This is a genomic window from Arsukibacterium tuosuense (genome assembly GCF_900215315.1).
Taxonomy (GTDB): Bacteria; Pseudomonadota; Gammaproteobacteria; order Enterobacterales; family Alteromonadaceae; genus Alishewanella; species Alishewanella tuosuense.
Window position 1 is genome coordinate 226,515 of record NZ_OBEB01000003.1, and the last position, 24,153, is coordinate 250,667.

The window sequence follows — 24,153 nt, forward strand, 5'->3', positions numbered from 1 at the left end:
ATTACTCGCTTGCGGTTACGTTAAGAATTGTTAGTGTACCGACGTAGCTTAAGTATAGTCAGGTCATCGGGTAATGGCTGATCCGGATTAACCTTAAGGCTTTGCAGTAGCCCGGCTATATCGGTGTTATTTACACTATGGTCTTTCAGAAACTGCAGTTTCTGCTCGGTTGTCTGTTGCGGTAGTAAGTCTAATAGTCCGTCTGAGCACAACAACAAACTGCTGGCCTCCCTCATGACAAGCGAATGATTCTGGTAACTGGCAAAATCGAACATGCCAACCGGTGTGCTTTTCAGCTCCAGGTAAGTTGCCTGCTGCAGTTGTTGCTGATCATTATGAAGCAAAGGCCAGGGATAAGCACCGGCATTAGCATAAGTAAGCTGGTGGCTACGGGTATCCAGTATCGCATAAAACAGCGCGATATACTTGGTCATGTTTTCCCGCAGTAATTCAGTGTTAAGCGCACTGAGCATCGCCGCCGGGTCAAGCAAAGTATTGGCGTTGCCTCGCTGATACCGCTCGTAATAAGAGCTGACGAAGCGCTTTAAGTATACAGTGACAAAGGCTGATGCCACGCCATGCCCCGAGACATCAGCAATATAAAATACCACCTGATGATCGTCAGCATTAAAATAATCGACAAAATCGCCGCTCATATAGGCCGATGGATACAGGGCATGGCTGAAATGATATTCGCCACAGCGAAAGCTGGCCGGTGGCAGCATTTTAAATTGTACCTGCTTACCGGCACGTTCACCGGCTTCAAGCTCTGCCAACGACTGTTGTAGCTGCTGATTGCTGACTGCCAGCTCTGCTGTTCTGGCCTGAACCTTTGCTTCAAGGGTATCGTTTAACGTAGCCAGTTCTTTAATGGCAGTGTATGCCCGTAGCGCTGACAGCACTGTTGTAGTTAAACGCTGCACCGTTAATTCAGTTTTTGCCCGGTAATCGTTAATGTCGTAGTCCTGCACCACCTTTTGCTCAGGCGCCTGGCCGGGCTGACCAGTGCGCAGTACAATACGAACCAGGTGGTTTTGCAGAGTATCCCGGATATAATGCACCAGTGTCAGACCGGCATCGTCGGTTTCCATCACTACATCCAGCAAAACCAGCGCAATATCGTTATTACCGGTTAAAATGGGTTTTGCTTCAGCAGCACTATAGGCACTTATAAATTTAAGTTTGTGGTTCTGAAAATAAAAGTCGCGCAGCGCCAGCAGTGTTACCTGATGAATTTCAGGATCGTCGTCGACAATAAGCACCGTCCAATACTGGTATTCGTTGTTTGGCGTGTTCCTGTCATCTGCGAACACCATAAGTTCATCGGCTGGATCTGACTTACTCTGAACTTTCACATTATCTCCGGCAGCAACATTAGGTGCCATCCGACCATTCCTTCCATTAATGAAAGTAGTCATCTGACGGTAGCATAGTAAACCCGGGCCGAAAACACCCAATTTTTAGCAAGACTCTGCCAGAAAACCTCTGGTAAAAATTACAGGTTTGTTAACTAGAGTATGAAATAGTTGCGGTGAAACGCCAGCCGGTAACCGGGCAGATCACTTCAGAAGGCATAAACTTCAAATATTTTTTATGATAATAATCAGCAGCATAATCCATTCCAACGCTAAGAGTTAAATCTTGCTGCCGACATTGGCGTGTAAGCTGCACCCAGTTAATTGTCCCAGCAGCAGCACGGACCTGGCAACTTAGTGTAGCTAATGTCTTCGTCGCTAATAAAATCTGCTGAAATTTTAAATGAAATGGAGAACTCACCTTATGGCACAGTTAAATAATCCAGACATTAAACATGTACACGACATTATTCAGGTGCTTAACAGTGGCATCGACTTTTATGGTGATGCCAAAGAAAAAGTTGATGATCGTCAGCTGGCGCAGTTTTTTGACCGGATGCTAAATGCCCGTCGCCTGGTTAAAGAACGCCTGCAACCCTTTGCTATTCAGGAAGATGGTAAGCGTGAAGATGGCTCTGCCTTTACTGTTGAAGCCCGTAAGGTGTATACCAAAGTAATAGGCGCAGTTTCATCTGATAAAGAGCACACCTACATCAGCCAACTTGAAGAAGTCGAAGATAAAACGCTGGAAGAGCTAAAGGCAGCTCTGAAAGAAAACCAGCCGCCGCAGTTTGAAACGGCATTGCGGCAGTCGCTAACCACAATGCAGGAATGCCATGATGAAATGCGGGCATTGAAAAAAGCCACTAGTCACTAACACCGACTACCAGCAAAAACGGCCGTAATGGCCGTTTTTTTTGCTCTGCATTTAATGCTGCTATCACATCTGCTTAGTGAATGCCGTGCTGCTGTAACCAAAGTTCCAGCAGAGTAACCTGCCACAGTTTTGATCCAAATTTACCGGTATACTGCTCAGGTGCCGCCAGCATGGCATCGATATAGTCCATATTGAACAATTTACGCTGCCGGGCTGCAGGTTGACTAAACACCTCTTTCGCCAATTCCAGATACTCGCCCTGCATCTGGCGAAGGGCCGGTACCGGAAAATAGCCTTTTGGCCGGTCAATAACGGCACTGGGAATAATGTCTCTGGCAACCTGCTTTAACAGGTATTTACCTCCGTCACGCAGTTTTAACGGATGCGGCATCTGAAAGGCTAGTTCGACCAGTTCGTGGTCCAGAAACGGTACCCGCGCCTCCAAGCCAAATGCCATGGTCATATTATCAACCCGTTTCACCGGATCATCGACCAGCATCACTGCGGTATCCAGATGCAGCGCTTTATCTACCGGTAAGCGTGAACCACAGCTGGCAAAATGCTGCTGTACCAGGTTTAACGATTCATTACGCAGACAATATTCGGGCGCCAGTACCCGGGCCAGCTCTGCTTCGTCCCAAGAAAAATAGGCCTGTGCATAACGCTCAGCAGCATCATTATCTGCAACATCCGTCATTGGTGGATACCAGTGATAACCGGCGAACACTTCATCTGCTCCCTGACCACTTTGCACCACTTTTACATGCTGGCTTACCGCCTGTGCCAGCAAATAAAAGCCGATAACGTCATGGCTGACCATCGGTTCAGACATCGCGTCAATACAAGGGCGTAAATGCGTTAGCAAAGTATTGTGGCGGGCAAAAATCTTGTTGTGTTCGGTAGCATAATGTTCAGCAATAATGTCAGAGTATTTAAATTCATTGCCCTCCTCCTCCGCCACATTGTCAAAACCAATTGAAAATGTATGTAACTTTTTCTGACCCAACTCACTTAGCATTCCCACCAGTAACGACGAGTCTACTCCGCCAGACAGTAACACGCCTACCGGCACGTCTGCTTCGAGCCGGCGTTTGGCACTGGTAAATAGGGCAGCCCTTAGTGCCTGTTGCCAGTCCTGCTCACTGCGCTGGTCATTGTCGTCCACTTTGCTGGTCAGCTGCCAGTAGCAGCCCTGACTCAGCTCTCCATCGGCGCTGACTTTCAACCAATGACCGGGTAATAATTTATGTACGTTACTGAATAAGGTGTCAGCGCCAACAATAGCCCGGAAAGACATATACTGATGCACGCCCAGCGGGCTTAACTTTGCTGGCACTTCCGGGCACTTTAATAACGATGGTAATGTTGATGAAAACCAGAAACCATCGCGATTATGGTGATAATACAATGGTTTTATACCCAACCGGTCGCGGGCAAAGAAGGTACTGTTACTGTCGCGATGCCAGATAGCAAAGGCAAACATACCATTAAAGCGGCTCATACATTGCTCTTGCCACTGAGCATAAGCCTTCAGAATTACCTCAGTGTCACTGGTTGAAAAAAACGTATGGCCCAGTTGCTCCAGCTCATGGCGCAACGCTTTGTAGTTGTATATGCAGCCATTAAACACAATAGTCAGCCCCAGGCTGGCGTCATGCATCGGCTGCGCCCCTGCCGCCGATAAATCTATTACTTTCAGGCGCTGATGGCCAAAACACATGTTGCCCTGCGCGGCTAAACCCCAGCCATCCGGACCGCGCGGCGCCAGATGATCCAACATTGAATTAACATAATGACTTGATGCTTTACCCTGAAAGTTAATTTCTCCTGCTATTCCACACATACTTTTCCTCTGCCTAAGTAACCAACAGTAGCCGCACCTAACTCCACTGCCCTGATAGATGATCAGGCAATTAAATGATCAAACGCTGACTTAAATGCAGCTTGAAATGCTAAGTCTAGTCGCAAATTTGAATTTTTGGCTGCAGAAATGACTTGGTCTTGCTGTGCTACACTTTACTTTTAGATAACAAATGGTGAGGATTAAGTCAGGATGAATATCTGTATCTTGTCCACGGACCAGGTAAAGGACGACCAAAGGCTGCTGGATGCGGCACAGCAAAAGGGCCATAACGCTGAGCTTTACAATATAAGGGATATCAGCATGGTACTAACCAGTGAAAAACCGATAATTTACTGGCGCGACCAGGATATAACCAAAACCTTTGACGCCATAGTGCCACGGCTAAATGTCAGCTTTACAGATTATGGCACTAATGTGTTGCAGCAGTTTATTTGTAGTGAAACCTACGTCAGTGAGTCGCCTGAGGCATTGCGGCTGGGGCGGGACAAACTTAAAAGTCTGCAATATTTACTGGCGAGGGGCCTGCCCTTTCCGGCAACCGGTATTGCTTACACCCCACAGGGTTTCCGGCAGCTGGCCAAAACTATTGGTACGCCGATGATCGTTAAATTAATTGAGAGCACTGAAGGCACCGGTATTTTTCTGGCCCGCAACGTAAAAGAAATGGACAACATCGTCAAAACTTTTGGTCAGCTGGGCGCCAGCTATGTTATTCAATCTTTCATTGAAGAAGCGGCCGGCACTGATATCAGGGCTTTCGTTATTGGCGGTAAGGTGGTGGCGGCTATGTGTCGCCGCTCTCAGGATGGCGACTTCAGATCAAATGTTGCATTGGGCGGCCGCTCAGAGCCGTATCAGCTTACCGCAAAGGAAGAGGAAATTGTGCTGTCAGCGACTGCCGCCATCGGCATTAATGTTGCCGGCGTCGATTTTATTCGCGCTGATTCAGGTCCAATGTTGTTGGAGGTTAATGTATCTCCGGATTTTACCGGAGAGCAGGGGATTGAGAATGTTACCGGTATAAATATCGCTGATGCCATTATCGACCATGTAGTAGCCCGGGTGTGCAACTTTTATGAGCAACACTATACTAGTGCTAAAGTACTTGAATCACCTCGGGGGATTTTATGTGCCGATGGATAGCCTACACCGGCAAACCGGTTTATCTTGATACCCTTGTTACCAAACCTGATCACTCGCTGGTCGTACAAAGCCGGCACAGTCAGATGAATTACACCACCAGCGGCGAGCTGCTGAGTATTAATGGCGATGGCTTTGGTATTGGCTGGTATGACAAACGCGATACACCGGGTCTGTTCAAAGACGATTTGCCAGCCTGGCATAACACTAATCTCGATAACCTTTGCCATCAGGTGCAGTCGCATACCTTTCTGGCGCATATCAGAGCCACTACCACCGGCGATATTCAGCGCGCCAACTGCCACCCTTTTGGCTATAAAAACTGGTTATTTCAGCACAATGGTCACATCAGCCATTTCGATAAATTACGCCGCCCATTGCAGTTAAAAATCGCCCCTGAGCTCTTTCCATTGTTGCAGGGCACTACCGACAGTGAAACCTTTTTCTACCTGGCTATTAGTTATGGTTTGCTGGATAACCCGAAAGCTGCGATGCAAAAAATGGTCAGAGAAGTATTACAGGTCCTCAGCAATTTCGATAAAGACGGGGTGTTAAATCTGTCCTGTGCTTTTTCAGATGGTAGAAAACTATACACGTTGCGCTATTCATACAATGAAGCGCCCATGACCCAGTTTGTCTCTAACGATAGCGGCTGTTTGCAGGAATTTGCAGAAGATAAACCGCAAATACCCGCAGCCAGCACTATTATTGTCTCAGAGCCACTGGACAACATCAGCGACAAATGGACCAAAATCCCTAATAACTCCTTTACTACAGTGTTCAGAAACGAAGTTACAACTGAACGTTTTCTCGATGATTAACCAGATCAGCATGGAACATTGACAACCGTGCGATTAAAAACAATAAACGGCCGTTGCAGGCCGTATATTGTTGGGTTGCCTGCTGCTAACTGAACTCGGTCTCTGTTTCCGGAGGGGGCGGCGGCAACAGATCCTCGCGGCTAATACCTAATACTTCAGCGATAGCACTGGCTACATACACTGATGAGTAGGTACCGATAACGATACCAAACAACAAAGCAGTAGCAAAACCATGGATCAGCGCTCCGCCCATAAAAAACAGCACCAGCAGCACCAGCACTGTGGTAAGCGACGTTATTACTGTCCGGTTTAATGTTGAAGTAATGGCAGCGTTAATGGTTTCATCCACGGTCGCATCACGTAGTTTACGAAAACTTTCCCGCAGCCGGTCAAAAACCACTATCGTATCGTTAATGGAATAACCAATTAGTGCCAGAATAGCCGCCAGTACGGTTAAATCAAATTCCAGTTGCAGTACTGAAAACAGGCCCAGTGTCAGCACAACATCATGGCCCAGCGACAACACGGCTCCCACCGATAATCGCCACTCAAACCGCATAGCAACGTACAGCAGAATACCAATCAGCGCCACCAGCATTACCATGCCACCGTCCTGTTTTAACTCCTCCCCGACACTCGGCCCCACGAACTCTACCCGGCGCAGGGTTACCGGTTCAGCCAGCTCCGCGCTCAGTGCCTGTAGCACCGACTCGCCGACTGTCGCCTGTTCAAGATCCGGTCTGAGCGGAATACGGATTAGCACGTCTTTACTTGAACCGAATAACTGGATCACCGCATCCGGATAGCCGGCGACGGATAGCGTCTGGCGCATGGCGGTTAAATCAGCCCCCTCATTCAGGCCGACTTCGATAACAGTACCGCCGGTAAAATCGAGCCCCCAGTTAATTCCCTGGCTGAAAATGGAAGCAAAAGAACCTGTTATCAGCAACGCTGATAACAGCAGCGCCGGCCATTTAAGCCGCATAAAATTAATGGGCTGGCTAAAATTAAAAATCTGCATACCCTACTCCCTATAACGGCAGTGACTGCAAGCGGCGGCCACCCCAAATTAAGTTAACCAATAAGCGGCTACCTACCACTGCAGTAAAAATTGAGGTGATAATGCCAATCGCCAGGGTGATTGCGAAGCCTTTCACCGGGCCTGTCCCTACGCCAAATAGCACCAGGGCAACCAGCAAGGTGGTAATATTGGAATCGGCAATGGTGGCAAAAGCCCGATCGTAACCCTGATGAATAGCTTGCTGCACTGAGCGGCCCTCAGCGAGCTCCTCGCGTATTCGCTCAAATATAAGTACATTGGCGTCTACCGCCATGCCGACGGTAAGCACGATGCCGGCCATGCCCGGTAATGTCAGAGTAGCCCCCGGGATCATCGACATCACACCCACCATCAGGATCAGGTTAGCGCCAAGCGCAATATTCGCTACCACGCCAAACGCTTTGTAATACACCAGCATAAATAACAACACCGCCATCAGGCCCCACTGAATAGCAGTAACACCCAGCTCAATATTTTCCTTACCCAGACTGGGCCCTATAGTGCGCTCTTCTATAATTTGTACCGGTGCTATCAGGGCACCTGCCCGCAGTAAACTGGCCAGATGCTGTGCTTCAGCCGGTGAGCTTATACCGGTAATATCAAAATCACGGCCTAAGCGCATTTGGATGGTGGCGTCGTTAATCACTTCCTGTTGTTTAACTAATAAAGGCGTGCCATCAGTGTTCAGCTCATTGCCCGGTTTGTATTCAATAAATACTGATGCCAGCCGGCGGCCAATAGCCTCTTTTGATGCCTCTGACATCAAGCTGCCGCCGGCGGTGTCCAGCTTAATGCTAACTTTTGGTTGACTATATTCGTCATACCCTGAAGTGGCATCAGTAATATGATCACCGGTCAGCATTACCCGCTTATCAAGCAATATTGGCCTGCCGTCGGTGCTGTAATATAAGTCAGCATTCGCAGGTAACCGCCCTGCCAGCGCTGCGGTTAAATCGCTGTCGGTGTCTACCAGACGAAACTCGAGGGTGGCGGTTGCGCTGAGAATCTCTTTGGCCTGAACGGTGTCCTGTACGCCGGGTAACTGCACCACAATGCGGTCTGCCCCCTGACGTTGCACCACAGGCTCAGCGACGCCAATTTCATTGACCCGGTTGCGGATTATGGTGATATTTTGTTCCAGTGCATAGTTTCGGATCTCACGCTGGCGCTGTTCAGTTAAGCTAATCTGCAGACTCAGCTTATCCGGGCCTTCGGCAATCAACAATTGACTATCCTGGGATGTCAGCACTGACGCTGCAGCATTCATATCTGCTGCCTGGCGAAAGTTGATTACGATATGCGCTGTGGCAGGCTCCGATTTGACACTCAGATAACGGATCTGAGCCTGGCGCAAATCCGTGCGAAAACGACTAACCAGATCCGCTAAATGCTTGTCCAGCGCAGCCTGCATATCAACAGCCAGCAGAAAATGCACACCGCCGCGTAAATCCAGCCCCAGTTTCATTGGCGTGGCGCCAATCGCGGTCAGCCAGTCAGGTGTAGCCGGTGCCAGGCTAAGTGCAGTAATGTAGTTGCTACCTAAGACACTTTTTGCCAGATCTCGCGCCTGCAGTTGCTGTTCGGTACTGGCAAACCGGGCTAACACTTTACCATCCTGCAGTTGCAGCGATTTAACCGCAATACCTGCTTTGGCGAAACCTTGTTCAAGCTCTGTCACACTTTGCTCTGCGACCACCGCGCCGCGGGCTGCACTGATATTCAGTGCCGGATCTTCCGGGTATAAATTTGGCAGTGCATATAACATACAAATTAACAGCATGGCGATCACGACCACGTAACGCCACGCCGGGTTTTTATTTAACATTGTTTTTGTCCTTCACATACTCAGCACCACTACCGCAACGCAATAGCAGGGCAGAAAAAAGGCAACAGAGCATCTGTCGCGGTTTAAGTATCAGCGTGAAGAGAAGACCGGAGGAGCGCGGGCCTGATGGGTCTGGGCCACACAGGATGAAGTAGTACGATATGCTGCAGCAGGCTTGGTACAAAGTACAAGCTGATAACTGCCATAGTTGACAACGGCTATAGCTACTTTGGGTTCGTCGTCAGCATCGTCTGCGACTAAGGTTTTTTGATTAAGGGCTGAGTTAATTGCCGGATGGAGCCCCTGCAATTGCGTATCAGCCAGAGGTGATAAGCGGCTATCGTGCACAGCCATTGCTTGTGGCGAGCACAATAAGCTTAAATAAACCAGTATGGCGAAACTACTGAACCAACGCATAGCACCTCAAAAGACTTATCACAGGCAGAACTAGCAAACAGCCATTGTTCCGGCTAGTGACCTGTCGCTATAATGAGGCTTCGCCAAAGATGAAACAAGCCATTAGCCAACAAATAGTTGGTTAATAGCTGCTTTTATCGTCTCAGTAACTAATGCTCAATATCGGTTATTTCTTCTTTTTAGGAGGGTTAAGTAAAGACAACTGATAAACATCATGTCGCCGATCTTTCATCGTATGTACACTACCATGTGTATGCAGCTCTTTTAATGCATCTAGGTCAACATCTACAATCAGTAACATCTCAGAGTTGGGCGTCGCTTCGGCCTTAATACCCGTGGTCGGAAAAGCAAAATCTGATGGTGTAAACAACGCTGACTGGGCATACTGAATGTCCATGTTATTTACCCGGGCCAGGTTACCCACTGCACCGGCAATCGCAACATAACACTCGTTTTCAATGGCGCGGGCCATGGCACAGTGCCTTACCCGGGTATAACCGTTCTGGGTGTCAGTTAAAAAGGGTACAAACAGAATATTCATGCCCTGGTCGGATAATAAGCGGGCATATTCTGGGAACTCCACGTCGTAACAAATCATAATGCCGATTTTGCCGCAGTCGGTGTCAAATACTTCCACCTTATTGCCGCCGGTCATGGCCCAGTTGCGCTTTTCTGCCGGCGTCACGTGTACCTTGTCGTACTGCTCCCAGCTACCATCACGCCGGCACAAAAAACCGCTGTTATACAATTTACCGTTGATCAGGTAAGGCATGCTACCGGTAATAATATTGATGTTATAGGCTATGGCGAAATCGATAAATTTATCGCGGATGGTTTCAGTGTATTTAGCCAGCTGGCGAATACTTTCGGTCACACTTAAATGGTTGTAATGTGCCATTAGTGGTGCAGCAAACAACTCCGGAAACAAAATAAAATCACTTTTGTAGTCCGACACGGCATCAACAAAAAATTCCATTTGTTCAAATAGCTTCTCGATATTCTCCATACTACGCATTTGCCATTGCACCAAACCCAGCCGTACTTCAGACTTAGGCGCATTTATCAGTTTGACTGACTTGGTATAATAAATATTCAGCCATTCAAGTAAGGTGGCATATTCCTGCGACTCAACGTCGCCCGGAATGTAGCCTTTCAGTAATTTACGAACGTGAAAACCATTAGCCAGCTGAAAACTCAGTACCGGATCATACAGCTCTTTACGTTTAACTTTTTCAATATACTGCTTGGCACTGAGTTTATCGGCGTGTTGCTCATAATTCGGCATTCTGCCGCCGGCCATAATGGCCCTTAAGTTAAGGTTTTCACATAACTCTTTGCGAACATCATACAAACGGCGGGCCAGGCGCAGACCGCGGTAATCGGGATGAATAAATACTTCAATACCGTAGAGTACATCACCATTCGGGTCATGATTATCAAACGAAAAGCCGGAAATAATCTGCTCGTAAGTGTGGTCGTCACTAAACTTGCTGTAGTCAATAATTAACGAAAAGGCGCAGCCCACCACTTTGCCGTCAACGCAAACACAAATCTGACCTTCAGGGAACTTGGTTAATAAGGTGTCTACTATATCAGCCGTCCAGGTCAGTAACGGACCCGTCTGATACACCTGCTCTGACGCCTCGCGCAGCTCAACCATATCCTGATTAGTAAGGTGGCGAATTTCGACGTGATTGGCTTCCATAACATCTCCTGAATTCTTGCTGTTCAACCCGGCAATTGCCGTGGAATTTTAACCGTGAAACAGCTTCCGCTGCCTGGCGTACTACTGATATCAATAGCGCCACGGTGTTTTTCGACAATACTTCTCGATAATGGCAGACCCAGGCCGGTGCCTTGTCCTTTAGGTTTAGTGGTATAAAAAGGCTCAAAAATCCGGCCAAGTTCTGCTTTGCTCATGCCCTTGCCATTATCACTTACCTTAAACCAAACCCAGTTTTCATCAAAGCCAGTCGTTATCCGGATAATACCATTTTGCTCAATGGCTTGCGCTGCATTTAGTAACAAGTTAAGCATAACCTGGTTAAGCTGTGATGGAATACAGTTTAGCTTAGGTAATTCAGCAAACTCTTTAACAACTTCAGCTTTGTACTTCAATTCATTACTGATCAGGTTCAGGGTCGACTGGATCCCCTGATGAATATCAGCCTCCACGAATTCTGCCTCTTCAATATGCGAAAAGTCTTTCAGATCACGAATTATCTCCACCACACGCGCCAGGCCTTGCTCCGACTCCTGCACCAGTTTGGGTAAATCTTCACACAAATAATCAAAATCAAAGTGGGCCCACAACGCAGTACGAGATGACTCTTCAACTTGTTTACTCAATAATTTAACCAGATTAATTAAACTACTGGAATATTCTGCCAGCATTTTCATGTTGGACGACACATAACCGATAGGGTTATTAATTTCGTGGGCAACGCCAGCCGCCAATTGCCCTAGTGACGCCAGCTTTTCCGATTGTAGCAGCTGCTCTTTTAGCACCTGCAGCTGAATTTGCATCTGTGCTAACTGTTGCTTTTCTGAGTTCCCGGGCTGACTCATAGCTCTCCCGTTTTCGCAGTTTGCTGTTGCTGATACTGAACAAAGGCTTTCTTAATTTCCTGGCGCAGTTCATCCTCCTGCCAGGGCTTGGTCATAAACTTATAAATAGCGCCTTTATTAATTGCCTCAGTGACCGACTTCAGATCGGTATAGCCGGATAACACGATTCGGATGGTATCCGGGTACATATCTTTAACCTGACTAAGAAACTCAGTACCGCTCATGCCAGGCATCCGTTGGTCGGAAACAATAACCTGCACCTGATTCAGTGCCAGCACTTCAAAGGCCTGCATGGCACTGGTACAACTAAGAATGTGGTACCCTTCGCGCCGCAGTGACCGGGTTAACGCGCTGAGAATATTTTCTTCATCATCAACCAGCAAAATGGTTCTGGCATCATCGATTATCGCGGGCCTGATAATCCGGTTTTGCTGATAATTCTGCAGGTAGTGTTCCAGTTTATCCGCTGGCATTGGCCTACCAAAATAATAACCCTGATACTCGTCACATAAGTTTTTCCGCAGTAAAGCGGCCTGTGCTTCGTTCTCGACGCCCTCGGCAATTACTTTAATATTCAGGTGGTGGGCCAGGCTGATGATCGCCTTACTGATTGCTGCATCACGTTTATCTGACACAATATCCTGAATAAAGCTGCGATCAATTTTCAGTTTATCAATGGGCAGGCGTTTTAAGTAACTTAAACTGGAATAGCCGGTACCAAAATCATCAATTGATATTTTTACACCCAGCTCCCGTAACTGCTGCAGTTTAGTAATCACCTGTTCAGTGTTTTCAAGTAATACCGACTCCGTCAGCTCAATTTCAAACCAGCGGGAGTCTAAGCCACTTTGCTGGATGGTTTCTTTCAGATGCTCGACAAAATTTACCCTGGCAAACTGAATAGACGAGACATTAACCGCCATTACCACGCAGGCAATACCCCGGTCAATTAATGACTGATTATACTGACTGGCTTGCTGCATTACCCAGTTACTCAGGGGCACAATTTCACCAATGTTTTCTGCCAGCGGTATAAACTCATCCGGGCTGATAAACCCAAGCTCAGGGTGCGGCCAGCGTAGCAAAGCTTCTAATCCGACGACATCACCACTGATGGCGTCTATTTGCGGCTGGTAGTACAACTCAAATTCATTGTTAGCGATGGCTTTTCTTAACTGCGCCCGGAGGTTTAGCTGTTTACCAGAGGCGTTTTCCAACTCACTGTTATACCACTGATAATTGTTGCGGCCCTGCTGCTTGGCCCGGTACATGGCCAGGTCCGCCTGCTGCACTAAGTGCATTGGTTCAACTAAGTTGTCATCCGGAATACTGATACCAATACTGGCAGACATGTGCAATTCCTGATTACCCAGCTCTAACGGCGTGGCGACGATTTCAAGGATCCGCTCAGCCACCGACTCAATTTCTGGTACGTCTTCCAGTTCAGTCAGTAGCAGCACAAATTCATCACCGCCTATTCTGGCAAGGGTATCCCCCGGGCGGATACAGCTTTTAATCCGCAACGCCATTTGGTTCAACACCTCGTCACCTGCTAAATGGCCAAGGCTGTCATTGATTAACTTAAAACCATCCAAATCAATAAATAGTATGGCAATTTTCTGCTGGCGGCGCAGCACCTGCTGGCAACTTTGGTATAAACGGTCTTTTAACAACGCCCGGTTCGGTAAGCCGGTCAGCAGATCATGCGAGGCATTATAAGCCAGTTCCTGTTCAAAACGCTTATGCGCAGTAATGTCGGTTTGAACACCGACATAATGGCTTATTTCGCCACTTTCATCCGGCACCGGAGCTAAAAACAACTTGTTCCAGAACAAGCTATTGTCTTTACGATAATTTTTCATCACCACGCTGCATTCCTGCTGCCCGGCAATGGCGCGGCGGATCAGGGTGTTGACTGTGTTATCCGGCTCTGCGCCCTGTAGCATCCGGCAATTCTGACCAATGATCTCGTCAAAGTTATAGCCGGTAAGTTTCTCAAATGCCGGATTAACATAAACTACCGGCTGGTCATCTTGATGCAAATCAGCAATAACAATACCGTTAGACGTTGCGTCGACAGCCCGTTTAAACAATCGCAATTGTTGTTCTGCTTTTAACTGCTGGGTAATATCTTTTGAGATACCGATAACACCGGTTACCTTGCCGTCTTCCCAGGTAGGTACTATCGAAATATAGAGCTCAAGCTGCTGGCCCTGACGGGTAACAATACAGGCTTCAAACCGTTGCGGATTGCCGCCCAGCACATTGGCAAAATGTTGCTGTACCCGCAGTAAATCCGCTGGCAAGATAATCTGGCTGTAATGCATTCCGGTCAGCGTTACCAGGGAATGCTGTAATAAATGACATCCAGCCTCATTCATATCGGCAAAGCAGCCATCGGGCTTAATAACATATACCGGTTCCGGGTTATGATGAAACAACGAACGATATCGCTGTTCACTCTGTTGCAACTTACGCTTTTGCGTTGCCCGCTCTATTGCAAGTGCGGCAAAGCGACTGCAGGTCGTCATCAGTTCCAGCTCATCTTTAGTAGCGGCTCTGACCTCAGAGCAACAAAGGGCAATAGTACCCAGCACCTCTTGCTGCAGTGACAGCATCGGTATTGACCAGCATGCCAGTATGCCCTCCGCCAACGCGGCAGGAGCGTAGTCATGCCATCTTATATCGGTCTCGAGAGACTGGGCTACAACCAATTTTTTATGGTAAGCGGCTGCGCCACAGGGGCCGACATTATCTGTAACAGGTACGTTTTTAGCCGTACTTTTATACGTATCCGACAGCGAAGGTGCCGCCGCTAAGTTTAAGTAATCGCCTTGCTTTAACATTATCGACGCTCGCACGGCGCTACTTTGCTGCTCTGCCATCAGGCAAATCTGGTTTAAGATCCCGGGCAGTGGCTGTTCAGTCGAGATCATACTTAGTATTGACTGTTGATCAGCCTCATATTGTTCAGCCTTAACGATATCGTTAAAATTGCGACCTATCGCATATAATAAACCCTGGCTGGGCACATAATTGGCCACCCACATAATGTGTACAACCCCGCCATCTTTGCAAACATAACGGTTCCGGAAGTTGTCAGTTAGTTTACCGCTTACTATTATTTGTGCGGCTTCGTCCTCGGTCATGACTTTGTCATCAGGGTGAACAAAATCAATAAAAGGCTCCCCGACTAATTCGTCGGGCAAATAGCCAAGGATTTGCTGGCAAGAGGCGCTGACTTTGACAAAGTGTCCTTTTGCATCAATAACACAAATCATGTCAGCGGAATTGCTCATAATTTGTTGCTGCTGCAACTGCAAACGCTTCAGTTCAGTGATGTTATGTCGTAATTTATCGTTAGTGGCCAACAAGCGAATGCGGTGCCGTTGGCTTTGTTGATACAGTTTCTGACTTAACATAACCAGTAAGGTAGTAAACCAACCCGCGATTAAAATAACTTCTGCCGTTACCAGGCTACTGGTTAAACCGGTTTTCAGGTTGGTGAATACCCTCAACTCCCAGTTAAGCTCGGTCATAAAATTAATATCAAAAAAACCAATAGCGGTGATATCAGCGACGCTGGTGGCCGAATCATATATGGTGATTTGTTGCTCAGGCTGAACAAGCCGCACAAAATAACCTTGAGGTACGATATCCGCTAAGATTTTTTTCAGGGTACTGGCAGTATCAACACTTGCCACCAACTGTTTTACCCCCGCATCATTACCAGTTGGAAAACGGATGCAGATAAAAACATGGTCAACGAAACCGTCATAATGCAGGGTTAACTCAGGTTCAGAAAAATCATCAGTTTGCGGCGCAATTCTTCCGATATTCTGGCGTACCAGGTATTGGTTGAACCAAGGCAATTCGTCCTGCCGCTGCGCTTTGGCGTACTGAATTAACCCATCGTCACCGGCAACAGCAAGGTAATCGATATAAGGATAATCACGTAAGTAACTTTGAAATTCGACGTTTAAGTAGGTCTTTGCCAGTGTTGAATCGGCCACCGCTATTCGTTCTGCCTGGCGATACATTAACGCACGCTGCTCGGCAACAATTTGATCAAGACTATGCTGCAGCCTGTCCGCCAGCTCTGTCGCTGACTGCGATATTCGGCTTTGTAACTGATGCGCATAATTAAACCACAGTAACGTGGATGAAAGCGCAATAAAACCCACCAGTAACCAGCCGTTTCTGGGTAAGAATGGGTTAACACCAGGCCACTTAACATAAGGAAGACAAATACTGCCGACGGCCAACAGCATCAGGTAAAGCGCCGTATAAGTTGATGCCGAAAGGCTGGGACTATAAAAAAGATCAGTGATTAACAGGGTCTGACTGATTAAAACAGTTAAAGATAAACCAAGTAATCCCACGTTAGCCACAAGCCGCACCAGCAGGGCTAAACTGATACCAGACACCATCGGGCGGTTACTCCAGCCAAGCCAGGGTGCGCACAACAGCAACAAGCCGAGACATTGCCATAAGGGCAACCTGTTTTGTCCACTCAGCCAGCCAATATTGTCAATGAAGGCATCGGGCAGGTGCCAGAATAGCCCTGCACCAATCAACATGGCGACAGCCAACATACCGCTGAAAACCAGGTAGCGCTTGTTAGCCACGGCCCCAATTAAAATTAGAATTGCAGCCAGCAATCCCAAAGCGCTATCTGGCAACATCACAAACCGGTAGGTGGCCGCCTGGTTAAATAAAATAGCATTTGCCAAAACCAGCAGCGCCGCAAAAGAAACAATAATGATATTACTGTAGAACAGACAGTTAGAAATTAACCGGTTAAGTTGGAAGCGTTTACTCGTCATAATGATATTGGCGGCCCCCTACCAGGTTTTTCAATACTAAGTTTGTCGATACACTGTATTAACGCGGTTTTGCTGCAAGGTTTTGCCAGCACGGCATCTAACTTCTGCTCTGTTACCAGCTGCTGCAGCGCGACATCGACATCACCTGACATTAACACCCTTTTGATCAACGGGAAGCGCTGCTGTAATTGGAATAACAGCATACTGCCGGTTATGCCCGGCATTTGCTGGTCAATAAACGCAATGTCGACATTCGCCAGCTCAGAGGTGGTCCAAACTTGCTCCGGAAATGACAGAAAAACGCATTGATGGCCTGAGTTATGTAACATGCGCCGATAGGCACTGAGCACAAAAGCGTCATCATCCACAAACAACAACTTAATCATGGGTATCGTTTTGCAACTGCAAATTGTTGTGTTGTTGCAAATCGCTATTGAGCTTTGCCAGCAATGCAGGCCATACGTCATTCAACAGCAGCAAGCAATCTGTTAATACAGTCTGGTCGCTTTGTCTCGCCGCCTGCTCTGCAGTCTGGCACCAGGCCATCAACTGAGCAGCCCCCACTAAACCACACATGCTTTTTAAGCTATGGCTCAGTCTGGCAACCTCACTGAACTGGCTGGCCGCAGCTGCCTGTTGCAACTGAGCCATATAATTTTGAGCTTCATCCCGAAAACCGGTTAATACCTGGCAAATAGTGTGCGCACTGTCATCACCGTACATCTCAGTCAGAACGGTTAAATCCAGGACAGCCTGCCCGGCCAGGTTAGTCATCAGCTACCTCGTTATCAGTGTCAGTAATCTGAATAATCGGCCGGTTGCAGGTTTGCATCCACCAGTAAGACAGTCGTTTTAATAACACCAGCACCTGACTATGGTGTTTAATATTAATATTGTTGAGTTCCAGCACATGCGGCTTTAGTTTTTCCAGCCGCTGTTGAAACAACAACCAGAAATCGCGTCGTTGTTCTTTGTTTTTAATATTTTTTGAGATATGAAATAAATAATCAGCGGCCTCACAGGCACGTTTACGCTCACTTTCAATCGCGACCGGCTTGCAGTTGCTAACAAAAACATTGTGAAAACAACTAACATTAAAGGCAAAATTCCGCATCCGCCGGTCCAGCTGAAAATAACCGGTCGTGGCTTTATCCGGCCATACTAAAAAATCTTTTTTCTCTGCAGTCTTACTCCCGGCACCATCTTGCTCAGCATCGTCAGCCTTACTTTCCGGTAATTCACGGACAATGGCGACACTAAAACCGCGATCTGCCGGTGGCTCGCTAACGACAGCACCAGAATCCGCCACTAACTGTAAATAGTGGGCGACCGGCTTAATCGCTTTATGATGCTGTAAGTGATGTTGAATTTTTTTTGATAACAGTGCCGAAGTGATTGGCTTGGCGAGAAAGTCGTTCACATCAAAGGTGATGCTTTGTTCAATTACATCCCGGTAGGCATTGCCGGAAAACATAATAATTGGAATATCATGCGAGGTGCTGGCAAACAAACCGGCGCGAATGCGCTGCACCAGCTCCAGGCCTGATGGCGCTCTCATCTCAATATCAGTGATCAGTAAATCAATTGACTCGTTTTCCAGAAATTCTGCCGCAGTTTTCCCGTCCAGCGCTTTAAATGCCCGGCAACCAGCAACTTTATTGGCGACACCATACAAAAAATCACACATCAGTATGACATCATCTACCACTAACACATGAACATTTCTTGATAACATAAATGAGGAAAAACCTGCAATTTGAATAAAAAGGGACTTTTACAGCGTCAAAATTGCCAAAGTACAACTCTGCTTATACAGCCTTAATTAGCGGATAGCAAAGCTTATCCTGCACAGGGCGAAGGTAGTGGCAGCTGCTAATTTAGCAATCAGAATGTTACGGGGGCCTTTAACTTTTGTTGCAGACCCGTTAGCGGATGGCTAAAGCTAATACTTTCAGCATGTAACAGCAGGCGATCTGCTGCTGCAATGACTGCATCATCGCCGTATAAGGTGTCACCAAGGATGGGGTGGCCTATGGCCTGCAAATGCAGCCGCAGCTGATGTGAGCGCCCGGTTACCGGAGTCAGCAGCAAACGGCTTTGTTGGCTGGCTGTATCGCGGCTTAGCACCTGATAATACGTCAGCGACGGTTTGCCGTTACTGCAAATTTTATAAAGCGGCCGGTTTACCGGATCAGCGGCTATCGGCAGGTTAATCTCCCCCTGATCCTGCTCAACCAACCCGGCGACAACCGCATGATACTGTTTACTGATAGTGCGGGCCTGAAACTGCTTACTCAGCTCAGACAGCGCTCTTTTGCTCAGTGGCAACAATACGATGCCAGAAGTATCGTAATCCAGCCGGTGCACAACCGTCGCACCCGGCCACTCCCGCTGCACCCGGCTAATCAGACAGTCTTTATTCTCAGGATGGCGGCCAGGAACTGTTAATAGCTTAGCGGGCTTACTGACCACCAGCAGCTGTTCGTCCTCATGCACAATGGCAAAGGGCTGGTCGGTTGCCTTAAGCACTGTCAGTTCAGAAATATCAGCCATAAAATTTCTACCCACTACGTAAAATGCCAGAATGTGCTATCTGGTTTGCGTCTATTATGCCTGATAAGCGGTTTGTCTGCAGGGCAAAATCCGTTATGCTGCAGGCCGGATTGACTGCTGACCTTTTATTATGGCCGCTAGCTTTAATTACAACCCACCCACTGAACCCTGGCTTGATATTTTATATCAGGACAAGGACATTATTGTTCTGAATAAACCCAGCGGTTTGTTGACGAACCCCGGTAAGGGCCCGGCGTTAGCCGATTGCCTGTTTAGCCGGGTAAAAGCAGAATTTGAATTAGCCCAACTGGTCCACCGGCTTGATTTAAGTACTTCAGGTGTGGTGGTGATAGCACTGCGGCGTAAAGCTGAGCGTGAACTCAAGCGCCAGTTTGCCGAGCGTGAAGTTAAAAAGCGTTATCTGGCAGTCGTGGCTGGCCAGTTAATACCAGCAAGTGGCAGTATTGACTATCCTCTCGCCGTGGACACAGAACAGGCTCCCCGCCAAAAAGTCTGCAGCTTAACTGGCAAAGCTGCTCTGACTCACTATCGGCTGTTACAGCAACTACCTGACGCCGCCCTGGTTGAACTGCTGCCAGTGACAGGCCGCTCACATCAACTTCGGGTGCATATGCTGGCACTGGGCCATCCTATCCTCGGGGATGCATTTTACGCCCCTGCCCCGGTTTTAGCCGCCGCGCCGCGCTTGCTGTTGCACGCAGCAAGCTTACAGTTCTGCCACCCCTATTCAGGCAAAGCGCTTGAATTTACAGCAGATACTGACTTTGTCACGGCCAACGGCGAACTGAATTGGCCAGCGCAAGACTTTAATTGCTAAGCACACTGGTAAATTAGTAACAGCTGACTATATTGATTTCAACTGCCTGCACATTTGTAGGGCCTGGCAGCTAATAATGACAATAAAGCAGGAGTTTACAATGAGTGTGCTAGGTGAATTTAAAAGCTTTGCCATGCGTGGCAATGTCGTGGATATGGCTGTAGGGATAATTATTGGTGCCGCTTTTGGCAAAATTGTCTCGTCTTTTGTCAATGACGTTATTATGCCGCCGATTGGTGTCTTACTGGGTGGCGTTAACTTTCGAGATTTAGCGGTAGTCATTCAGCAAACGACAGAAAGTCAGGCCGAAGTTGTGATTAAGTACGGCATGTTTGTGCAAACCATCATTGATTTTATCATTATTGCTTTTGCGGTATTTGTTGGTGTTAAAGCAATGAATTCTATGAAGGCAAAAGAAGAAGCTAAGCCGCCGGCCGTCGCCGAAGTCCCGGAGGATACTAAATTACTGGCAGAAATCCGGGATTTGTTGAAAAAGTCGTAGCAGAGTTTAATTAAGTTAACCTGAAAAAAACGTCTCTCGCTGAGACGTTTTAGCACATTAGCTTACTCGCAAAGGAGGTCGGAAACCCGATCTGGTCGGCGCAGAGTGTCTGAGCCCTGCCGAAGGTAGCAGGGCGAGTTGCTGCGACGAGCCAGAGCGGGTATTGCGACCGTATAGCTACACCGTTACAAGTTCTCCTCAAACAACTTATAGATCCGCCGGTATTCATCCAGCCAGCTGCTGGGCTGGCGGAAACCATGTGGCTCTACCGGATAAATTGCTGTTTCAAAATCCTGCTTTTCCTGCTCAATTAAGCGCTGCACCAGGCGCACCACATCCTGGAAAAACACGTTATCATCCACCATTGGCGCATTAATCAGCAGTGGTTTGGTTAACCCCTGGCTGAAGTAAATTGGCGAACTGCGCTCATAGGCAATAGGGTCAATATCCGGCGTGTTCAGTATGTTCGAGGTATACGGATGATTGTAATACGCCCAGTCACTAACCGGACGCAGTGCAGCCCCCGCCTGGAACAGGTCAGGCTGTTTAAACAGCGCCATAAACGTCATAAAACCACCGTAGGAGCCGCCGTAAGTGCCAATCCGGTTACGGTCAATGTTAGCATTATCTACCAGCCAGTTTACACCATCGGCTAAATCTTCAATTTCCGGCGTACCCATCTGCCGGTAAATGGCAGTACGCCAGTTCCGGCCATAACCTTTTGATGCCCGGTAATCCATATCCAGCACCACATAGCCTTGTTGTGCTAGCAGATTGTGGAACAGGAACTCACGGAAATAGCCCGACCAGCCCAGATCACTGTTTTGCAGATAGCCCGCACCATGATTAAAGATTACGGCCCGGCGTGGCTCGCCCTGTTTATAATCGGCAGGATAATACACTTTACTGAATACTGGCTGCGCAGTGTGACTGGATGGCACTGCCACCACCTGTGGCGCAACCAATGGCAGCTGTTTAAATTCGTCTGAAACCGTATCGGTTAGCCTGACCACATCGGCCTCTGGTTTAGCCGCCATCAGGTACAGGTCCTCTGGCATCAGGTTGGTTGAGTGGGTTAACAGTAATTTTTGCTCATCTGGTGACAGCGTAAAGTCGGTCATTCCGCCTAAACGGGTTAGTTGCTCGGTATCTTCATTGGTCATATTTAGCCGGTAAACTTCATATATCCCCGGGTGAGCAACGTTCGCCTTAAAGTAGATATAGTTATCGTCTGCGGTTAGTGTCGGATCGCTGATTTCAAAGGTACCACGGGTTAATTTTTTGGCTTTACGACTGGTTAAAGCCTTGCTGTATAAGTGCGAGTAACCGCTTTCCTCAGACAGAAAATACAAGGTCTCGCTGCTGTTGAACCAGCCGAAGTCATTAAACGCGTAGTTAACCCAGGCTTTGTCCTGCAGGCGGTGCTGTGGCACCAGGATTTTCTTATCGAAGTCCACAGTGGCTATCCAGCGGTCTTTGTTGTCCAGGGCTTTGAGCATTATCGCCACCTGATCACCGCTGTTATGCCAGCGCATGGCACTCTGGCTCCAGTACCAGTCAGTCATCAACCCAATGTCACGGATAATTTTACTGCTTTTATACTTTTCACCTTTAGCTTTGGCATTTTCAGCTTTAACCTCAGCCAGCACATCTTCATTGTAACCAGGCAGGCTGGTGTAACTTAACGGGTATTGGCTGCCATCGGTTAGTGACACCAGCAACAGCCGCTGTGGTTCAGGTTTAAAATCATTCACCCGCCATCTTACCGGCTGTGCCGCGATGTCACCATTTGCGGTAATGTAGTTCGGCATAATGTCTTTTTCATTTCGTGGCTTGGCTTTACGCACTGCCACCAGCAAATAGTCTGCTTTGGGTGATAAGCTGGCATCGACAATTTGCTGATCTTTACCAAAATAAGCAGCAGTCGGCGCCATGGCCGGGTTTGCTGAGCGCAATGCTTCTTTGGCTTCATACTGCTCTTTATTACTGCGCTGAGTTTTTGCGACATATTCAATGAGTTTATGTTGCTCCTGCGCCAGATAGCCGCTTGGTATGGCCGGCGCCTTTGGCTCGTCTTCCGTTTTCAAACTGATTAACTCGCTGCTCAGGCCTGTGCTTAAATCAACACTGAAAAAAGTCCAGCCCTGCCGGTATACCAGCCTGTTGTCTGTCAGAAACTGTGGATCGCTAAAGCTGGTATTGCTGCGGGTAACCTGAATTATCTGGCCATCAGCTTTACGGACAAATATATTTCCTTCAAAAACCCAGGCCTGTAATTGGCGGTCAGCACTATATTCAACACTGCTGGCCCCCATCTGGTGCAGTTGTGACAGTGGCACCGCTAAACCGTTATCACTGGCATCCAAGGGTCGATGGTACCAGTCACGTAGTTCACTGCCCGCGCGTTTTTGCTGATAAAACACCTGGCTGCTGTCAGCACTCCAGAATGCATTTTGCGGTGAACGGCCCAGCCAGTCAGGATCGGCCATTATCTGTTCGAGGGTAAGTTCGATAGCGGGGTTAGTCTGGTAAACCGCTTTCGCAGCGACCGGTGTAACATCCCAGGTCTGCGGTTCTGTTTTGGCTAATGCCAGACTACTGGAAAACAGCAAGCCGGCGGACACTGCACTAAGCAGCGTTTGATGGAATATATTCATATATTAAGTCTTGTACTGAATTAACGACGCCCTGTTATACAAAGCCTTGACAAGGAACGCAACTGGATGCGGCTGATTAGCGGGGATTTGAGCTGGAATTACCGAACCACATCGAAAATAAACTATCCATCGACCGGATAGACAAACCTAACAATGCGCAGCTTACGCTACGCATCATTTAAAAAAGAGTGATGGGGTTTAAGCCGCTACTTTTTCACTAAGCTGGCCAAGTTGCAGCCTGGCTGCTGCCAGTGCTTTCTCTGCTGCTTCCTCACCCATATTCAAGCCTTCTGCGTAGACAAAATGCAGCTGGGTTATGCCGATGAAATTAAAGAAGCTGGTTAAAAATGGCGTCTGACTGTCTGCTGACGTACCCTGATAAATCCCGCCACGGGTTGCCAGGACAATGACCGGCTTATCAGCCAACAGACCAACCGGACCTTTTTCAGTGTATTTAAACGTGATACCCGCCCGCGCCAGCCTGTCAAGCACCGACTTTAGCTGGGAAGGAATGCCAAAATTGTACATAGGCACGCCAAATACAATAACGTCTGCTGCTTTAACCTGTTCAATCAGCTGGTCTGAATAGTTAGCCAGTTGCTGTTGTTCGGCAGTTCGCTCTGCCGTTGGCGTCATCCACGCTGCAATTTCTTTCATTTCCAAATGGGGTAACGGCGTAGCGCTCAGATCAATTTCTGTCAGGTTAATATCGCTGCCAAGTTTTGCCAGAAATGCTTTACTTAATTTCGTTGAATGACCGTTATCACCGCTTATTGAACTATTTATTACCAGAACATTTTTCATAATAACCTCCTAAAAGACGTCCGATAATAATACATCAATTTTATAG

The 24,153-nt window shown here is 47.8% G+C and carries 20 protein-coding genes; 5 read left to right on the forward strand and 15 right to left on the reverse strand.

Annotated features, from left to right (window positions below; all coding sequences use genetic code 11):
- Positions 1-20 precede the first annotated feature (20 nt).
- Together CRO03_RS07920 and CRO03_RS18390 are read right to left on the reverse strand one after the other, a co-directional pair.
- Complete coding sequence (locus CRO03_RS07920) at positions 21-1,385, reverse strand: PP2C family protein-serine/threonine phosphatase (protein WP_097111083.1); 1,365 nt, start codon at positions 1,383-1,385, stop codon at positions 21-23.
- 121 nt (positions 1,386-1,506) lie between these two features.
- Positions 1,507-1,776, reverse strand: coding sequence for a hypothetical protein (locus CRO03_RS18390; protein WP_141397739.1), 270 nt, complete (start codon positions 1,774-1,776; stop codon positions 1,507-1,509).
- A gap of 3 nt (positions 1,777-1,779) precedes the next feature.
- Between CRO03_RS18390 and CRO03_RS07925 the strand changes: the two genes are divergently transcribed.
- On the forward strand, positions 1,780-2,232 hold the full coding sequence (locus CRO03_RS07925) for a PA2169 family four-helix-bundle protein (protein WP_097111084.1): 453 nt from the start codon (positions 1,780-1,782) through the stop codon (positions 2,230-2,232).
- Between the two features lie 73 nt (positions 2,233-2,305).
- Here the strand turns inward: CRO03_RS07925 and CRO03_RS07930 are convergent, their stop codons facing one another.
- Positions 2,306-4,075: an N-acetylglutaminylglutamine amidotransferase gene (locus tag CRO03_RS07930; protein WP_097111085.1), complete on the reverse strand. Its 1,770-nt coding sequence runs from the start codon at positions 4,073-4,075 to the stop codon at positions 2,306-2,308.
- A 210-nt stretch (positions 4,076-4,285) separates the two neighbouring features.
- Between CRO03_RS07930 and CRO03_RS07935 the strand changes: the two genes are divergently transcribed.
- Together CRO03_RS07935 and CRO03_RS07940 are read left to right on the forward strand one after the other, a co-directional pair.
- Complete coding sequence (locus CRO03_RS07935; protein ID WP_097111086.1) at positions 4,286-5,239, forward strand: ATP-grasp domain-containing protein; 954 nt, start codon at positions 4,286-4,288, stop codon at positions 5,237-5,239.
- Positions 5,224-6,057 (forward strand): class II glutamine amidotransferase, encoded by an 834-nt coding sequence (locus CRO03_RS07940; RefSeq protein WP_097111087.1) that lies wholly within the window; start codon positions 5,224-5,226, stop codon positions 6,055-6,057. Before CRO03_RS07935 ends, CRO03_RS07940 begins: the two co-directional genes overlap by 16 nt.
- Before the next feature lie 85 nt (positions 6,058-6,142).
- On the opposite strand, the gene secF is transcribed toward CRO03_RS07940, so the two are convergent.
- From secF to CRO03_RS07990, 10 genes are all read right to left on the reverse strand, one after another.
- On the reverse strand, positions 6,143-7,078 hold the full coding sequence (gene secF, locus CRO03_RS07945; protein ID WP_097111088.1) for a protein translocase subunit SecF: 936 nt from the start codon (positions 7,076-7,078) through the stop codon (positions 6,143-6,145).
- A 10-nt stretch (positions 7,079-7,088) separates the two neighbouring features.
- Positions 7,089-8,942: a protein translocase subunit SecD gene (gene secD / locus CRO03_RS07950; protein ID WP_097111089.1), complete on the reverse strand. Its 1,854-nt coding sequence runs from the start codon at positions 8,940-8,942 to the stop codon at positions 7,089-7,091.
- 90 nt (positions 8,943-9,032) lie between these two features.
- Positions 9,033-9,359, reverse strand: coding sequence for a hypothetical protein (locus CRO03_RS07955; protein WP_097111090.1), 327 nt, complete (start codon positions 9,357-9,359; stop codon positions 9,033-9,035).
- Between the two features lie 166 nt (positions 9,360-9,525).
- Positions 9,526-11,064, reverse strand: coding sequence for a bifunctional GNAT family N-acetyltransferase/carbon-nitrogen hydrolase family protein (locus CRO03_RS07960; protein ID WP_097111091.1), 1,539 nt, complete (start codon positions 11,062-11,064; stop codon positions 9,526-9,528).
- A 23-nt stretch (positions 11,065-11,087) separates the two neighbouring features.
- The gene (locus CRO03_RS07965) at positions 11,088-11,927 is read right to left on the reverse strand and encodes a sensor histidine kinase (protein ID WP_097111092.1); all 840 of its coding nucleotides are present in this window, start codon (positions 11,925-11,927) and stop codon (positions 11,088-11,090) included.
- Complete coding sequence (locus CRO03_RS07970; RefSeq protein ID WP_097111093.1) at positions 11,924-16,753, reverse strand: EAL domain-containing protein; 4,830 nt, start codon at positions 16,751-16,753, stop codon at positions 11,924-11,926. Before CRO03_RS07970 ends, CRO03_RS07965 begins: the two co-directional genes overlap by 4 nt.
- A complete protein-coding gene (locus tag CRO03_RS07975) occupies positions 16,750-17,139 on the reverse strand; it encodes a response regulator (RefSeq protein ID WP_170948968.1) in 390 nt (129 codons plus the stop codon). The genes CRO03_RS07970 and CRO03_RS07975 overlap by 4 nt, the downstream gene beginning before the upstream one ends.
- Positions 17,132-17,527: an Hpt domain-containing protein gene (locus CRO03_RS07980; RefSeq protein ID WP_097111095.1), complete on the reverse strand. Its 396-nt coding sequence runs from the start codon at positions 17,525-17,527 to the stop codon at positions 17,132-17,134. The genes CRO03_RS07975 and CRO03_RS07980 overlap by 8 nt, the downstream gene beginning before the upstream one ends.
- A complete protein-coding gene (locus tag CRO03_RS07985) occupies positions 17,520-18,488 on the reverse strand; it encodes a response regulator (RefSeq protein ID WP_097111096.1) in 969 nt (322 codons plus the stop codon). Before CRO03_RS07985 ends, CRO03_RS07980 begins: the two co-directional genes overlap by 8 nt.
- A 149-nt stretch (positions 18,489-18,637) precedes the next feature.
- Positions 18,638-19,306: an RluA family pseudouridine synthase gene (locus CRO03_RS07990; RefSeq protein WP_170948969.1), complete on the reverse strand. Its 669-nt coding sequence runs from the start codon at positions 19,304-19,306 to the stop codon at positions 18,638-18,640.
- A gap of 130 nt (positions 19,307-19,436) precedes the next feature.
- Here CRO03_RS07990 and CRO03_RS07995 point away from each other — a divergent pair, with 130 nt between their 5' ends.
- Entirely contained in the window at positions 19,437-20,144 is a 708-nt protein-coding gene (locus CRO03_RS07995; RefSeq protein ID WP_097111098.1) for an RluA family pseudouridine synthase, read from the forward strand.
- A 100-nt stretch (positions 20,145-20,244) separates the two neighbouring features.
- Complete coding sequence (gene mscL / locus CRO03_RS08000; protein ID WP_097111099.1) at positions 20,245-20,646, forward strand: large-conductance mechanosensitive channel protein MscL; 402 nt, start codon at positions 20,245-20,247, stop codon at positions 20,644-20,646.
- A gap of 185 nt (positions 20,647-20,831) precedes the next feature.
- Here the strand turns inward: mscL and CRO03_RS08005 are convergent, their stop codons facing one another.
- The gene (locus tag CRO03_RS08005; RefSeq protein WP_097111100.1) at positions 20,832-23,303 is read right to left on the reverse strand and encodes a S9 family peptidase; all 2,472 of its coding nucleotides are present in this window, start codon (positions 23,301-23,303) and stop codon (positions 20,832-20,834) included.
- 198 nt (positions 23,304-23,501) lie between these two features.
- Complete coding sequence (locus CRO03_RS08010) at positions 23,502-24,107, reverse strand: FMN-dependent NADH-azoreductase (RefSeq protein ID WP_097111101.1); 606 nt, start codon at positions 24,105-24,107, stop codon at positions 23,502-23,504.
- Positions 24,108-24,153 lie beyond the last annotated feature (46 nt).

Coding starts and splice junctions, on each gene's coding strand:
- CRO03_RS07920 (WP_097111083.1), bottom strand. CDS start 1,385: ATGGCACCTAATGTTGCTGCCGGAGATAATGTGAAAGTTCAGAGTAAG.
- CRO03_RS07925 (WP_097111084.1), top strand. CDS start 1,780: ATGGCACAGTTAAATAATCCAGACATTAAACATGTACACGACATTATT.
- CRO03_RS07930 (WP_097111085.1), bottom strand. CDS start 4,075: ATGTGTGGAATAGCAGGAGAAATTAACTTTCAGGGTAAAGCATCAAGT.
- CRO03_RS07935 (WP_097111086.1), top strand. CDS start 4,286: ATGAATATCTGTATCTTGTCCACGGACCAGGTAAAGGACGACCAAAGG.
- CRO03_RS07940 (WP_097111087.1), top strand. CDS start 5,224: ATGTGCCGATGGATAGCCTACACCGGCAAACCGGTTTATCTTGATACC.
- secF (WP_097111088.1), bottom strand. CDS start 7,078: ATGCAGATTTTTAATTTTAGCCAGCCCATTAATTTTATGCGGCTTAAA.
- secD (WP_097111089.1), bottom strand. CDS start 8,942: ATGTTAAATAAAAACCCGGCGTGGCGTTACGTGGTCGTGATCGCCATG.
- CRO03_RS07955 (WP_097111090.1), bottom strand. CDS start 9,359: ATGCGTTGGTTCAGTAGTTTCGCCATACTGGTTTATTTAAGCTTATTG.
- CRO03_RS07960 (WP_097111091.1), bottom strand. CDS start 11,064: ATGGAAGCCAATCACGTCGAAATTCGCCACCTTACTAATCAGGATATG.
- CRO03_RS07965 (WP_097111092.1), bottom strand. CDS start 11,927: ATGAGTCAGCCCGGGAACTCAGAAAAGCAACAGTTAGCACAGATGCAA.
- CRO03_RS07970 (WP_097111093.1), bottom strand. CDS start 16,753: ATGACGAGTAAACGCTTCCAACTTAACCGGTTAATTTCTAACTGTCTG.
- CRO03_RS07975 (WP_170948968.1), bottom strand. CDS start 17,139: ATGATTAAGTTGTTGTTTGTGGATGATGACGCTTTTGTGCTCAGTGCC.
- CRO03_RS07980 (WP_097111095.1), bottom strand. CDS start 17,527: ATGACTAACCTGGCCGGGCAGGCTGTCCTGGATTTAACCGTTCTGACT.
- CRO03_RS07985 (WP_097111096.1), bottom strand. CDS start 18,488: ATGTTATCAAGAAATGTTCATGTGTTAGTGGTAGATGATGTCATACTG.
- CRO03_RS07990 (WP_170948969.1), bottom strand. CDS start 19,306: ATGGCTGATATTTCTGAACTGACAGTGCTTAAGGCAACCGACCAGCCC.
- CRO03_RS07995 (WP_097111098.1), top strand. CDS start 19,437: ATGGCCGCTAGCTTTAATTACAACCCACCCACTGAACCCTGGCTTGAT.
- mscL (WP_097111099.1), top strand. CDS start 20,245: ATGAGTGTGCTAGGTGAATTTAAAAGCTTTGCCATGCGTGGCAATGTC.
- CRO03_RS08005 (WP_097111100.1), bottom strand. CDS start 23,303: ATGAATATATTCCATCAAACGCTGCTTAGTGCAGTGTCCGCCGGCTTG.
- CRO03_RS08010 (WP_097111101.1), bottom strand. CDS start 24,107: ATGAAAAATGTTCTGGTAATAAATAGTTCAATAAGCGGTGATAACGGT.